The sequence below is a fragment of the Bradyrhizobium sp. CCBAU 051011 genome, from assembly GCF_009930815.1.
In the GTDB taxonomy this organism is placed as follows: Bacteria; Pseudomonadota; Alphaproteobacteria; order Rhizobiales; family Xanthobacteraceae; genus Bradyrhizobium.
The window spans coordinates 8313585-8329169 of record NZ_CP022222.1 but is presented as its reverse complement, the minus strand read 5'-3'; the positions used below and the strand labels follow the sequence as shown (position 1 = coordinate 8329169).

Sequence of the window (15585 nt, the reverse complement as noted above, 5' to 3'; positions counted from 1 at the left end):
CCGGAGATCTGGACAGGGCGATAAGCGGAGTTTCTGCCTGACAGCGGGTAAGATTGTCCCGCGCTTAAGGAGAGATGATGAGCAAACGAGCCCGCCGGCACTACGCACCAGCATCTAAGGCCATAGCTGGCCGAGCAGTTGGACGTGCACCCGAACCAGATCACGCAGTGGAAATCCCAGCTTCAGGAAGCGGCGGCCGAGGTATTTGGTCCTAGCGGAGGCAGCAGAACGATCGATCCTGCCGTGGACTTGAAACGCTGCACGCCAAGATCGGGGAGCTGACGTTGGAGAACGAGCCGATGGCGAAGTGACGACGTGCGCGACGTTGCTGCCGTCATTGAGAAAATTGCAATCCCATAATCTTTGCGAGGTCACCTTTGCTAGCAACCGCGCGCGCTCGTAATTCCGGCTTTTGGTGAATCGACATCCGCAGCGCATTCGGAAACATCGCAGCGACATCATCGAAGCCTGGCGGCGCCAGCAACCGGTCGGCTCTCTGCTGAGATATTTCGTTATCGTGCAACACTTCGAGGCTGCAGACGCGAGCGATCGTCACGGCGCGGCGCCAGATTCGCTGATGGTTCATGGATTTTGCTTTTAGCTCTGATGCCGGTAGCGGACTGGCTGCCGGGACTCAGAAACCGCAAACGTGAACGGCCAATGTGCTTTTGGGGTGCCCCTTGGACATGGGCGCACCGCCGTGCCAACGCGGCTATTAGCACGCTGGCCCATTGATGGCTCCGATTGCCATCAGTAAAAGGATCCATCTGACTGCTTATGGCGAGGATATCAGACTGCAAGCTTGCTCGAATGACAGCCGTCGCGAGCAAAGTTGTCCCGGCGCTACGTCTTGGGTTCTTGGGGCGCGCGACCTATCACTTGCCAACGGCGAGAAACTCGAGCGCAGCAGGGAGAGCCTCAGGCAGCTCGCTAGCCGGGTTGGAGCTCGCGTTGATGCAATCGAGGAGGCACTACTCGGCGTTGTCGGCCAAGGAGCTATCGCCGCGGCAACGCGGCCGAAGGAAGCCGGAGAACGACGTGATCAGGTGCTGCGCGATGCTCTCAGTCGCGGCCTCGACGAGGCGCGCTATGCCGCCAGCCGCGCTTTCCGGCAATACGATGCCGCGGACCCAGCGAACCGGCTGCTGGCGAGCGAGCTTGCCGGAAACAGGGCACTTGTCCACGTGCCGGAGGTCGAGGGCAAGCTTGCCGCGCATAATGCGAGGACACCTGCTCCCGGCGTTGCTCCGGCCTCGCTCGGCGTCTTGGCTTCCAACCTGCGAACCGTCTGGTCAGCGCCGACGACCGATGCCCGTGTCAAGAAGCGCAGCGGGCGCACCTTGATCCACGAGTCGCCGCTGAGATCGACGACGCGGCCTCGGAGATCGTTCTCATCGTTCACTGGGTGGGTGGCGCCCACAGCGAGTTGCGCTTGCCGAACCGCCGGCGCGGACAGCGTAACAGCACCTCTGCCGATATGATGCAAGCCGTGCGTCAGCTGGTGCTGATCGCCAGCGACGATCTGATTGCCGGCCTGCTCAACCGCAACGGCCTCAAGACGGGCAACGGCAATCGCTGAACCCCCGCGCGCGTCACATCAATCCGTTCGCACTACCGCATCCCGGTGTTCAAGCCCGCCGAGGACGGGATCGAGCCCTGGCTCAACCTCAGCAACGCCGCACAGATCCTAAAGCGCGCCGAAGACGCTCCGGCTGGCCGCTGAGGCCGGCGAGATGGAATCTATCGATCCGCTGTCGGACGGCCTTTGGATCTTCGCCCGCGCCGAGCTACTGTGGATCTGCGCATCGATCTGGGCGAGCAGTCGCTCCGAGACGTTCATTGGGACCAATCGTTCCTTGAAAATCCAAAGCGAATTGGAACCTCCTGGTGATAGATCCATTTAACGAGAATGGTCGAAGGACTTAGGTTGTACGTCGCGTTCGCGGTCGATGCCGCAGGAGTCGCGGGGGCCACTTATGAATTCACCAGCCATAGCGACAGAGGGGCCAAGAAGCGGCTGAGGGGTATCAGATGCCCACGATATCATCGAGCTTAGGATCGACCATAGGTTGGTCGCTCGTCTGAAACGTGGCTAGGTGAACCGTCAAGCCCTGCTACTGCGGGGCGTCACCTCATCTGGCCTGGGGAGCCAGCCGCCGTAGGGAATGCTCTCGAGGTCTTTCGTTGAACAGCTGTTGGAACAGCCAGGAAGGTAATCACGAGGTGCGCCCGGAAACGGAGCTTTAGCTAGCTGCCGTGGTCAGCTGCGGGCTGGCATTTCTGATCGCCGCGTTGACGATCGTGTCACTGAACCAGCCACCGACCAGACGTCAAGACGTTTAACCGAAGATCCTTGGTGACGTCGACCTCACGGAGGGATCGTGTTCGGGCATCCTGGGGACGGCGGCTCGGACCCGGTCTTGGCATCTCGGACAAACGGGCCATCCTCGCTTGGTGGGTGCCAGGAGATTGGTCGATCGCGTCCTGCTAGGCGTTGCGGGCGCCCGACAGTCTGACGGCGCCGATAACCTCGACGAGATCCTGGATCCCCTGGGTGCTCTCGACGACCCATGGCGGCCAAAAGGCGGCGATCTACATTCTTCCCGGACGACGTGAGGGGGCGCGCGATATGAGCCGGAAGGGACCCCTGATCACATTCTCCAGCGCTATGATGGGCTTCGCTTGTTCGTGCTCTGAATTTTCGGCGGGGCGGTCTCGGGCATCATGAGCATGGCACAGAGCCCGGCTGCGCTAGCGACAAGCATGTACCAGGCGGGCGCCAGCGCGTTCCCGGTCAGGTGGATGAGCAAGGTGACGAGTGGTTGAGCGGTGCCTCCGAAGATCGCTATTGCAAAAGCGTAGATCATCGCGAAGGCGCCACCACGAATGTTCTTGGGCAAACCTTCTGCCATACTCACATAGAAAGCGCTATACGGAATCGTTCCGATCAGGGTGAGCGCGCCGAGGCCTCCGAGAAGTGCGAGGGCACTGCGGCTCTCGGAGATCCAGAAGAACACCGGATAAGTGATCAGCAAGGCAGTGATCTGCGGCCATATCATGATGTGCCGGCGGCCCGCGCGGTCTGCGAGCCAGCCGCCCAGCAGTGCGGCAGCAATTCCTACCGAATTGCTGATGAGCGTGGCGCCAAAGGCGAGAGGCGCGGAAACTTGCAGGGTGTTCAGCGCATAGGTGGTCATATATCCCGTAACGTAGGTGATGATCGTGCAACTGGCCAAAATGACGAATCCCAAGCTCATGATGCGGCGAGCGGCAAGCGATCTCCTTACAGGCTGAATGCCGGGAACCGGTGCTTCGGGGCGGTGCAACGTTTCGGGCAGGGCGCTCCGCAACCAGAGTCCGAACGGCAGCGTAGCGGCGCCGAGCAAAAGCGCGATCCGCCATCCGTACGCATTGAGTGCCTCGCTTGTCATGGTGAGGGAGAGTATTTCGCCCACCAACGCGCCGGCCGTCGCAGCGATCTGTTGGCTGGCAGGCTGAAACGAGACAGCAAGACCGCGCCGTTCGGCCGGGGCCGCTTCCATCAAATAGGCGGTCGTCGGACCAACCTCACCGCCAAGCGCGAAGCCCTGCACCAAACGTGCAAAAATGACCAGCAACGGAGCGGCAATTCCTATTGTCTCGTACGAGGGCGTAACCGCCAACACAAGGATCGCGGCGCTCATCATTGCAAAGCTGGCGGTCATCGCGGGCCGACGCCCGAGACGATCCGAGTACGAGCCGAGCAGGATAGCCCCGATCGGTCTAGTCACAAAACCCGCGCCGAACGTTGCGAGTGAGAGCATAAGGCTGGCGAACGGGTCACTTGCCGGGAAGAACGCCTGACCGATCGGGATAGCGAAAAAGCTATAGGTCCCGAAGTCGTAGAATTCGAGAATATTTCCGATGGTTGCTCCCCACACGGCGCGGCCGGTCAAGCGTTCGTCTGCCGGAATAGGGACCGGCTCCAGCTTCTTGCGAGTAAATTGCCTGGCCATCCTCGATCCGTCTGAAGCGTGCAATCGCTGGCCTGAACATTTCGACCAGTCAGCCCGCGCGCGTTGCATTCCATTTTCTCTACACGTCGTCTAGCTTGAGGTGGCCGGCCAACGCCCCGGTGCTCCACATCTGCCTGACGCAGGCCAGGACGAGCTCAGGGCGATGAGTGCAACAAAAATGCCTGTCTGCTGCAGCCCCATTCAAACCTTGAACTGATCGCGGCAATCGCCAGCAAAGATGAATAACGGAACGCGCTGCAATTTGTCGGGTGGGTTCCGCCGTTGTGCTCCCGTGCAATGGCGCGTTTGCGACAACATTGGCGAGCGCCGAACAGGTAGTGCCTGTTTTTCATACCGAAGGGCCGCCGCGCGCGTTCTGCTGGTTGCGCCCGGCGGAGCATCAGGCGATTTGGCTGGCTTTTGCTCCGTTGCTTGTTAGTTGCGCGCAGCCGCCGCCTTGTCGGGATTGATCCGCTGCAGAATGCAGGATCTTCGTGCGATCAAAAGACAATAGGAGTTCGCATTGTTGACGGCGCCATGAAATCGATCGACATCGCCGCGGCGCCGTAGGCATCAGGCGGCCAATTCGGTCTGGCGAGCAGCGGCTCGGGACGCTCATCCGAAAGAGGCCGCCGCCGATGCCGATGACGAGCGATACCGTGCCGACTTGCCGGATGAAATCAAGCCTCCCGGCAGCCGGATCGAGCATGCCAAGCAGCGGGAAGACGTACAGTGCGAACGGCGCCAGGCCCCAGATTATCAAGAGCACAAATCTTGCGCGTCTGGTTGTAGCCGACCTTGACCGCCTCCTTGTACTCGTTGCTGACTTTGTTCACGTCATCGTAGCCGTTCGGCTCGAAGAAGAAGTGTCCGGTCTGCCGCGTCAGCATCGCAAACCAGCCGATGAGGCCGGCCATCGCCGGGTCCTTGAACAAGAGCGCATATCAACCGAGGAAGATGAAAGCGCTGATCAAATGCAGCGTCTGGTTAGTTCTGCTCTGGTGATCGTAACCGTAGTCATCCCACCGCAGGCTTGCAGCATGTCTGACAAATGGCTCATGATCAACCTCGGTCACTGACGGCGTTGACGCCATAGGCCGAGTCCGTAACAGATGCGTGAATGAATTTGGTCGATATGACCGGGGAGCCCAGATCGACCACGATCTCCCTTTATCCAAATTAGCTGCTCATGGCCACGGGACATAGCGCTGGGGCATCCTCAACGCTCCCGCCACCGGCAAAGCCTTGATCTAATTGATTACAAACGCCGTTCGCGACGACGCTTGACACTGCCTCCTTCGATCCGAGCCGACTGCGGCCATTGAATCGGCTCGGCCGCGAGGCCCATGCTTATGACAGGTTCACAAAGGGCCGCACGAAGGGCGCAGTTGGAGAAAACAATCAGCAAGACCTCATTGCGGGTACCGACGAAGCCGGCCATGCAGCCGATATGTTAGCAGATTGCAGCTTCTTATGTGGAGCACCTTGCGCTCCGCATGAGCAATAAGCGACTCACTATCTCAAAAGCTGGATCACTACGGCGCACCGTGAGCCTGAACGTCGCCCACTACAACCTTTGCCCCGTCCGTAAAACCCCGCGGACAACGCCATCGATCGCGCTCGGCGTCACGGATCGGGTATCGGCGATCGATGATTTGTTTGGTCGAGCTTGATCCCGCTCGCAGAGCCGGCGGGGCCGATGTGGCAGGCCGGTTGGCCGATGCCTATTCCATAGGATTTTGGTGCTGCAAGCCGTTGTAATCCCCAATTTGCGGCGATACCATCTGATCTGATCAAACAGCCGCGGCTGCTCATCTGGACGCGCCGCCGCCGCTGCAACGGCTTGCAGACGAGCTCTGGGCCTTTCACAGCAATGTCTTCGATTATGCCCGAATGACCTGTCCGCGAGCTCGATAACAAGCATTTTGACGAGGTCTTCACCAGAACCGTCTTCGAGACTGAGCATCCCGGAGCGCTCGTTTGAGCTCGGCGAACTGGTGGACGATGACGAACAGCGCGATCATTCCGGCGCCCAGTTCAGTGATTGCCTGACTGGCCAACAGTCCGTTGAAGCCCCATATGGCCGGGAATAACAGTACGGCCGGGATGAAGAGAATGCCGTGCCTTGCCAAGGACACAAGCGCACTGAGGCGTGCTCTCCCGAACGACTGAAGCATTGTCGTCACGAAACTATGAATACCGAAAAGTCCAAAGAAGAGATGGAAGACGATGCAGGCCGAGACGGCAATTTCGGTGACCTTTTCGCTATCGCTGAACAGGCTGACCAAGGGCCTGGCAAGACTAACAACGGCCGCAGAATACGCAACGGAAAGAGCCACAGTCATGGAGAGTATGAACTTCGCAGCCTTCAGTACACGAGCAAAGTCGCGCGCGCCCCAACCGAAACCCAGGACAGCTTGAGACCCTATACAGAAGCCGGTGATAGGCAGTGCGCCGATCGTCAAGATTCGCACGGCTATTCCCAACGCCGCGATGGAATCGTCGCCGAATGGCGCAGCAGCCCCGTACAAAAGCATAACAGCAATAGCAGATAGAACACTGGTCATGGTCGCCGGCGCCCCTATTAAAGCCAGCTGTCTGATGCGATCTGCTCGCAACGAGATGTGAGATATCCTAATGAGGACTACTCCGCGAAGCTTCATAAAATACGCTATATATAGGCTAATACCAGCGATCTGAGATACCAGCGTTGCGAGGGCTGCGCCTCGCACACCGAGGTCCAGTAAGAATATAAAGACAGGATCAAGCGCAGCATTGAGTATGAAGGCGGTAATCATCGTCCACATGCTGAATCGTGTATTGCCTTCGGCTCTGACGATGAAGCCGTTCACGATGTTTAGAAGCATCAGGGTGTACCCGAACAAAAGCGTCGCCGCGTAGTCGAGCGCAGCGGGCATGATGGTTGGAGTGGCCCCGAGCGTCACGAAGATCCCTCGCAGATTTAGAAGTAGAGCGACGGTAGAGAAGAGGCCAATCGGCACGGCTAGCGCGAGTGCGGTACTTGCGCCTCGACTCGCCTCCAGGTACTCACCGGCGCCAAGATGACGAGATATGAAGGACGCTGCTCCGACACCAATCCCCTGTCCGACTGCCACGAGCAGGACCACGATGGGCAAGGTCATGCTGACAGCTGCGATCGCCTGCGCGCCAAGTGCGCCAACAAAGATTGCGTTGACGACCTCCTGTAAGGCGTTGATCGATAAGCCAACAACAGACGGAATGGCGAGCCGCAGGATAAGGCTCACGAGATTGGAGTCCGAGAGATCGATGTGCTGCCTTTTATTTGGCAAGATATCGCTATCGCTCTCCACGGCGAATTCCGCATCCGGCTCATTCATGGATAATAGTGTGCCGAGCTCTTCGGAATTCGCTGATCGTCTGCAACAGCTCCTGTTGCAACACCGTACAAAGATTGCGGGTCACCTCATAACGGACCTCGGCTGGATTATACCTCGTTTCGATCTGGAGATGCCCGGCTTGATATCCGACATCGAACCAGAAGAGGTGAATCGCGGCCGCTTCATCCATGTCGTTGCCGATCCAGATTGGAGAAGGTTCGTTGGCTAAGAGACGGCGTGGAAAATGGCGCTGCAAACCCGCTCGATAATTCAATCCAATTCTGGGTAGGGGCAGGCGATCGATCCGGCTCCGCACGGCTGGATCTCGGTTTAGGAACTTCATGGCCCGAAAGCCTATTCCCCTGCGCGGCAGGACATTACGCTGTCGGTATATTGAACGAGCACGATCGAGACGGGGCTCCCTTCCGGTGAGACTCAAGGGAAGCGGAACGAGCTCGCTGATAAAGCCGATGATCTGAGATGGATCGAAATCGTTAAAAAGCGGACCTCGGGTTGAGATAAGGCTATCAATCCAGAGCGAATAGTTCCCGAAAACGCGTCCAAAGGCGCCAGATATGGCAGCAAGAAACACATCAACGTCCTGACAATCCGCCGATCCGGCCGTGATGTTGAGGAGATCAGATGTCGCTTTTTTATCAATCTCAAAATGGTACTTTGCCTGATCTTCCCAAGGGGATCGGAACTTGGCGTCCTCGATGCGACCTTCAAGGCGTGCAGAGTGAAGCTCTCTCGCGGTCAGATTCGAAAAGCTCGCGCCGCCCGAGGAAGTGTCGCTGACGTGAAAAATGAACTGATGGTAGTCAATCCTCTCCCAGAATTTGAGTTCGGCTGGCGCTTCGCTGGCTGCGTAGCGTTCAAGGCGCTTCAACCATGGAGAGAGCATTTGTATGTTCTCAGGACCACTCACGGTGTGACCTGAGGCAAGGGCGTTGTACGCCGCATCCAACGCTTCCAGAAACAGTCGATAGCCTATCCCGTCCGCTACAAAATGATGCATCAGGACCAGCAGATAGTAATCGCCACTTTCCGATGTGCGGAACACCGTGACGTTAACAAGAGGCGTATGGCCGTCAAACCGAAACATATGTTGACGTCTTGCTGAGACGCTCTCGATTGCCTTACGCTGCTGTAGGCCGGCCATTCCGACAAGATCGATCTCCTCCACGAGGCGTTCGGCCACGGAAGGTCCGATTGTCAGACGTAAACCATCGTCGGTTCGGGCAACACGGAGTCTGAGGCCTTCGTGCCTATCCATGACACAGGCAAGGGCTCGCTCCAGGATTCGGATATTCAGAATGCCGCTGGGCAAGAAGAACAGATCGCCGATGTTGAAATGCTCATCGAAGCCGACAAGACGGTTCCAAGATGCGATTGCCGGGATAACTGGCAATGAGGCATCCGCGGAAGGGAAGGTATGGAGTGTAACCGCCGCTCCGTCTGCCGCCAATTCCCTGATGGTCGGTGTTCGATAGATTTGGTCGACACTAAGATTCAGTCCGGCTTTGCGCGCCAGCGTGACGCAGCGCACGCTTAGAAGAGAGTCTCCGCCGATATCAAAGAAGCTCTGATCGATTCCGACCCACTTGGCGCGTAATAGATCTTGCCAGATTCCAGCAAGAATGCGCTCCTTCCTCGTGCGTGGCTCAGCAGATGGAACAGGCCCGACCTCGCGGTAAGGAAATGACGACAGGCGAGCACGATCTATCTTTCCGCTCGCCGTAAGGGGGATAGTATCAACCAAACGGAAGGCGGCGGGAATCATGTAGGACGGCAGTATGTGGCGCAGGTGAGTGACAATATCTCCAGAGCTTAGACCATCGCGAGCCGGAACCAAGGTAGCAGCCAAGCGACGATGGTCATCCGCGCCTTCTGCGACGACCGCCGCTTTTGCGATTGCCGGATGAGACTCAAGGGCCGTTTCGATCTCCTCCAGCTCGATGCGAAAGCCCCGTACTTTGACCTGGTTGTCCGATCGGCCGCAAATCTCGAGAAGGCCGCTGGTTGAGATGCGTGCGATATCGCCACTACGATAAAGAACGTTGTATTGTCCGTCATCATACGGATTCGGCACGAAGCAGCGGTTGGTCCGATCTTGATCCCGCCAGTACCCAGCGCTCACGCAGCGTCCCGCGATGCAGAGTTCACCGGTGACACCGACAGGGACTCTCTTCAATTGTGCATCGAGCACGTAGAGTTTGACGTTATCGATTGGGCGCCCAATGGGCACGAGCGGCGAGCCGTCGTAAGCATGCGATGTTTCATAGACCGCTGCATTGGATGCACATTCCGTAGCACCATAGAAGTTCCACAACGGCACGTCCGGGAAATACGCACGCCAGCGAACCGGGAGCGAGGGAGGCATCGGTTCGGCGCTGCTTGTGACCAACCGCAAGGCGGTCGGTCGCGCGTGCCGTTCTTGGGAAGCAATGAGGCCGGATAGGAGTGGCGGCGAGGCAAATAAGTGTGTCACGCGACGTCTCGCCAACGTGCACAACAACAAATCTGGGTCCAGCAACTGCTCTTGGGTCAAGATCAGCGCGGGCACACCTCTCAGAAGCCCCCCAAAGTACTCCCATGCCGACGCAACAAGTGATGCGGACTTCTGGACAACCATCACGTCGGTACGGTCGAAGGGAAAGCGTCGCCACATCCAGTTCAGTCGGTTGAGAATTGCCGATTCCGGTATAAGAACCCCCTTCGCCTTCCCGGTTGAGGACGATGTGTATATAAGGCTCGCAATTCCCCGGTCTGATGATTTGTCGCTGCACTTAAGATCGTACGCGGGCGCGCCGCACCCTTCAAGGGTCAATAGACAAATCGACGGCACGTCAAAACCAAGATCCGAGGTATTTGCGTGAACCAAAAGCTTTGCCTGACTATCTCGCAAGATATGTTCGATCCGATCACGCGGATAATCCGGCGATATAGCGACAACAATGGATTGTAAGGCTCGTGCCGCAAGAATAACAGCGGCCACGTCAGGCGACCGGTCGACCAGCATGGCGACAATATCGCCAGCCCCCACCTCAGAAGCACGCAGTACTGACCTGATAGCTGTTACGCGCTCACGCAGCTGGTCGAATGTGATCTCACCGAAATCACCAAAATATGCCACCTGGCTGGGATTTGAGACGCTGATTTGCTCAAACGCTTCGATAAGCGGACATTCAGTCTCATATGGCTGCGCCGAGCTATTCATCGAATCGAGCATAGTGACGTCTGACGCGCTGAGGCAGTTCAGATCTTTAATGGGCGCAAGCGGCTTCTCAACGCAGGCTGCAATTAGACAGCGCAGATTGTCGGCCATGCGGATAATCAGATCGCTGGAAAATATGTCTTCCGCATATGCGAGCTGGAGGGCAATTTCATCGCCCTGATCTTGTGCATACAAGGTCAGATCGAATTTTACATAGCCGGTCTCATATTCGCGGAATGTGAGATCCAACTCATGTTGGCCAAGTGGCTCCGCGGCCTCGGAGTACATGTTGAACATGACCTGGAAGATCGGTGATTGTCCCGCTTCGCGATATAGCCGGGTATCCCTTACCATCCAGCCGAACGGATAGGCCGAATTTGCGATGGCATCGCTGACGAGGCCCTGGATGCGCAAGGCATGAACCGCAAAGGACTCGCCGACATCGATCGCGGTGCGGATTGGCAGCATATTCAGGAAAAAGCCAACAATTTCGGCGCTGCCAGGTTGATCCCGTACGACGTGCGGTATGCCAACGATAATATCGTCCTGACCGCTATACGTCCGCAGCAGCAGTTTGAAGCAGGCGAGGAGTGTTGTCGACGTGGTGCACTTATGTCGGCGCGCAAACTCACGTACCTGATTGGAGAGCTCGCTGCCAAGCAGAACCGCATGCGAAGCGCCGCGGTAAGAATTTGTTCGCGGCCGCGCTCGTCCCGTTCCAAGCGAAAGCACCGGGGGATCATCGGCAATCTGACGACACCAATAGCTACGTTGGTTAGCCAGCGCCTCTGCAGTAACGTGTTGTGTTTCCCAGACCGCGTAGGTCGAGAGCGAGGTGCGCTTCTCTGGCAAGAACGCGGCGGCATCTACGTACCTTTGTCGAAGGTCCCTGAGTAGAACAGAGATCGACCAGGCATCGATGATAATTTCATGAGCGGTGATCAGTATGAGATGGTTGTCAGGGCCAAAACGGATCATGCGCGCGCGAAACAGATGGCCTTGGCTGAGGTCAAAGCTGCCGTTCAGCTCTGTTCGCCGTAACTCTGCGATCAGCTCCTCAGCTTCCTGCGCCGTGAGATGAGATGCATCAGCCAATTCAAGACTTGCGCATTGCGGAGCATCAAAAAGCTGAACCGGACCGTCCTCGTCCATAAAGCGCGCCGAAAGTGCCTGATGGGAGTGAACGACATCGGTCCAGGCGCGATTGAACGCCGCCAAATCGATGATGCCCTTTATTCGCAGGCCGCCTTGAATGATGTAGTTCCTGGCAGACGGATCGAGCTGCGAGAGAAACCATAGGTGCTCCTGAACTCGCGTCAGAGGCGACCGCATGAGCTTTCCGTGCGTCGGGGCTGTGCACGGTTTGGAGTTGGCTCGGGCCGAGATCGAAGCCGCAAGAGACCGGATCGTTCCATTCAGGACCAGCCTGAAATCCGCTTTCACTCCGAGCTTGGTCTGCAACTGTCCCAGTATGAGCATTGCCCGGAGGGAGTCTCCGCCCAGACTCATGAACTGGTCATTCACGCCAATGTTCTCAATACGCAGAACGCCGCACCAAATTTGACGCAGCTGGGCTTCGAGCTCTGTTTTCGGCTCCTCGAATGGCGTCGCCAATAGAGGGCGAATACTGTTCGGGTCCGGCAATGCTCCAAAATCTACCTTTCCGTTTCTGGTCAGTGGAATACTGGCGAGGTGGATGATCCTTTCTGGGAGCATGTAGGTGGGAAGCGCTTCGGCAAGAAAGTTCTGAAGCTCGCCTTCCGTTGCTTCAGCCGGAGCTGACACATACGCGATGAGTCTTCTTGATCCAGTTTCCCCCTCGGCCCTGGTTATATCTCTCGCCATAAGCTTTACGCCTGCGCAGACGGACGCAACCGCGACAGCGCCACGTACCAAATGATGAGCGGCGAGGCGGGCCTCGATTTCTCCCAGCTCAATTCTGTGCCCGCGGATTTTGACCTGACGGTCCCGTCGACCAAGACATTCCAAAAGACCATCGGAACGAACAAGCCCGAGATCACCTGTCCTGTATAGCCGCTGGAACAATGAGTTGTTTGAGAACGGGTTTGGCCCAAAGGCATCCTTGGTGCGAACATCATCATTGACGTAACCAGCGGCCACACCAACGCCGCTAACACAGATTTCGCCGACCTCTCCCGTGTTGCACAGCCTCGGTCCGTCGGCGACATAAACCATAAGGTTAGAAATCTGTTTGCCGATCGGCACATAGGAGTCAGCCAGTGCAGGCGCTGCGGAAACCAGATGATGCGTAACGCCATCCGCGCACTCGGTCGGCCCGTAGTGGTTGAGAATGGGGACCCGGGGATATAAGGCCAGCCACGCACGCGCCAGTCCGGGTGTTAGATGTTCTCCGACCGTTGAAATAATCCGCAAACTGTCCAGAGCTCGCTCAGCCGCCGCAAGCGACTGCAGATATTCAACAAATATTGCAAGCATCGACGGAACGAATTGAACAACCGTGACGCCGTATCGTTGAATTGCTTTGAGAAGGGATACTGGCGATTTCAGTGTCGCATCATCAATGATCGCGATCGAGGCTCCGACGCAAAGCCCTGCCAGAAGCTGCCACAGCGAGATGTCAAAGCAGTGCGATGCCGTCTGCGCGATGCAATCCGTCCGAGTGAGGGTTAGGGCATCAATCTTTGCCACCAAATGATTGTTTAGGGCTGCGCGTTCGATCATTGCGCCCTTAGGCTGGCCCGTCGAACCCGACGTAAACAGGATGTAGGCGAGACCATCCTCGCACGATGGTGGCCCAACAGGCGAAGTCCGGCCCTCGCGCAGCGCCGCCTCTATCGCTATGAATTGCGTCGTGCCTTTGCTGCTCGCCTGCAATTTGCTGAGCCAATCCAGCTGATCTGGGCCCATAATCAGCGCGCAGCGACTCTGCTCGATCATGAATGATGTTCGCGAAGCCGGTAACGATGGATCGAGCGGCAGGTACGTTGATCCAGCTTTCAATATTGCGACTACCGCCGTCGCCCAGTCGAGGTCCCGCTCACCCCAATAGCCAACGACTAAGCCGTGAGCGCCCCGCTCTCGTAACGTCCTTGCGAGGGCATCCGATCTTAGTCGCAGCGCTTTGTAGGTAAGTTTGTCTGCGCCGTACCTCAGCGCAACCCTTTCCGGATCCGATCTAGCGAGGCGATCGATTGCGGTGATCGCGTCGATCGGCAGTTCCACAAGCTGATTTCTGCTTGATCGATTTTCCGTAGGCATACGCGTCCCGCCATTCGTCGCCTTCAGCGACCCTTAAATCAGAACACCAATCGAGCGTGTGTAATGCGTAGCCACCCTGGTTCTGCCAGTCATAGTGTGCCGGTTTGCCTGCTTCTTAGCTTCGCGTCCTTCGTTCACACTTTTCCTCTATGATCGGGCAGGGGAACACGGCTGGACGCTAGGGTCTCAAGTTGGCGTTGGCATCTACCAGATCTTGTAGTGGGCACGAGATAGTCTGCATGGCATCCTCAACCAAGCGCGCACAGAGACGCGTCGCGCACAGAGACGCGTTCCGGCTTGTGAATTCTTTCATTTGTAGGCGCCTGCACAATCATTTGGTGCGCTCCTCATGAAAGCGGGGACTTGGCGCTCGCCGGGCTACAGGTCGCCCGCGGTGACCAAGCGGTAACATCGATTGTGCAAGAGCCAACACAGGGACGTGTTACCGTTTTCCACGAGGCCGGCGTTGTTCGCATAGACGCTGAAGGGCAGTCGTTGCGCGCTCAAGCGTTTTGGCGCTCTTGGCCATAATCAGATAGCTATGGGCGGCGTGCCGAGGCGCGGGCGTGCAGAACCATCACCGCCAGGTCCTTGGTCTGTTGATGTTCGCAGTCGTTCACCTTGGCGCAAACGAAACGCGCTCAGAAAGGTTTGCTGTGAACGGCAGGCGACGTCCAGTCCACCAGAAAGGGTGTACCGATACGGCTTTGCGAACCGGAATTGTATTGCGGATGGCGCCTTCGCTTAGTCTCCACGAGACGCATGCTCGGCAACTCCTTTTCCTAGCGCAGATGCACCAGAATAGTGTTGCGGCAAAGCCACTCACCAGTACGGCGAAGCCGGAGCCGGACTGTTATTATCACGCGGGTATTCGTGGTAAGCTGGAAGACGCGGATGATGAGCCTTTCCTGCGCGTGGCGTTGCGTGATTGATCGCTCGTGATGAGTCTTCCCAACCAGCCGGACTTCGATAAGGCGCGGCCTAGCCGGTGCGCTCCCTGTGCGGGTAGACGGGTCCCGCGTCCAGGCCGGCTCCGCTTGTCGGTGATATCCATCGGCTTTCACGGTTTCGCGTGAGCCTCGATAGGTGAGATCGAAAGCCTGTCCAGGCGAACAAGAATGTCCTTCTACTCCTGCGGCGAAAAGGGCGGTTTCCTGCTGCGCAGCATAGTGTCGGATGCTACAGCGCGATTGTCAGCTTCAAGACCATTGTCCATAACCTGACGCATGCACCCGGTACGAAGTAACTGGAGCCCCTCGATTTCCAAGCGGCACGGTGCTTGCTTCAGTCGCGGTGCCATCACCGATGACAGCTTGAAGGCGCTCGGTTGTGGATCTCGAAAGCGCCGCGGAGTGTTTGATGCGATCTGGAGTTCGTTTTTGGGGAGCGACAACGATTGCGCTGGTCGCAAGCGGTGCGGCCAATTCGGCGGATCTTGAGCCAGCAGTACAACTGCCAGCGGCCCTATGGAGCTCGTCCGGAGGAGATATTGGCGGGCACGTCGACGTTGGTAACGGCCAAAAATCCTTCAGTAATCCCTACGGTCCGTCAGTCTATGGCGGCTTCCTCGATGCTCCTGAGTTCCTGGAAGGCGGCCAGATCGGCTGCAACTGGCAGAAGAATAGCTGGGCGTTTGGCGTCAAACTCGATCCCAGCGGTGCTGCCTCCAACAGCACAAATACCTGCCTCGTGGTCTCCGGCATTGTGCGGAGCGCAAACTGCAAGGCAAGTCCAAACGTCTTGTCCCCGCGGCCGGTCGCCTCGGTTACGCTTT

Annotated in this window: 6 protein-coding genes and 2 pseudogenes; 2 read left to right on the top strand and 6 right to left on the bottom strand. The window is 57.6% G+C overall.

The genetic code is table 11. The annotated features are described in order from the left end of the window. Positions 1-77: 77 nt before the first annotated feature. Positions 78-296 (top strand): annotated as a pseudogene (locus tag ACH79_RS39135) (transposase); the annotation flags it as partial. Positions 297-334: 38 nt separating this feature from the next. On the opposite strand, the gene ACH79_RS39130 reads toward ACH79_RS39135, so the two are convergent. Continuing rightward, the gene (locus tag ACH79_RS39130) at positions 335-586 is read right to left on the bottom strand and encodes a hypothetical protein (protein WP_065754933.1); all 252 of its coding nucleotides are present in this window, start codon (positions 584-586) and stop codon (positions 335-337) included. 385 nt (positions 587-971) lie between these two features. Then, positions 972-1217, bottom strand: a complete 246-nt coding sequence (locus ACH79_RS44590; RefSeq protein ID WP_246738315.1) for a hypothetical protein — start codon at positions 1215-1217, stop codon at positions 972-974. Positions 1218-1432: 215 nt separating this feature from the next. Between ACH79_RS44590 and ACH79_RS44585 the strand changes: the two genes are divergently transcribed. Further along, complete coding sequence (locus tag ACH79_RS44585) at positions 1433-1579, top strand: hypothetical protein (protein ID WP_245320257.1); 147 nt, start codon at positions 1433-1435, stop codon at positions 1577-1579. Between the two features lie 1087 nt (positions 1580-2666). Here the strand turns inward: ACH79_RS44585 and ACH79_RS39120 are convergent. The 4 genes and pseudogenes from ACH79_RS39120 to ACH79_RS39105 all read right to left on the bottom strand — a co-directional run bounded on the left by ACH79_RS39120 (position 2667) and on the right by ACH79_RS39105 (position 13811). Beyond that, entirely contained in the window at positions 2667-3995 is a 1329-nt protein-coding gene (locus ACH79_RS39120) for an MFS transporter (RefSeq protein ID WP_161855573.1), read from the bottom strand. Between the two features lie 616 nt (positions 3996-4611). Further along, positions 4612-5055, bottom strand: a pseudogene (locus ACH79_RS39115) (hypothetical protein); the annotation flags it as partial. Between the two features lie 877 nt (positions 5056-5932). Further along, positions 5933-7354: an MATE family efflux transporter gene (locus ACH79_RS39110; protein WP_161855572.1), complete on the bottom strand. Its 1422-nt coding sequence runs from the start codon at positions 7352-7354 to the stop codon at positions 5933-5935. Continuing rightward, positions 7347-13811 (bottom strand): non-ribosomal peptide synthetase, encoded by a 6465-nt coding sequence (locus ACH79_RS39105; protein ID WP_161855571.1) that lies wholly within the window; start codon positions 13809-13811, stop codon positions 7347-7349. Before ACH79_RS39105 ends, ACH79_RS39110 begins: the two co-directional genes overlap by 8 nt. Positions 13812-15585: the final 1774 nt, after the last annotated feature.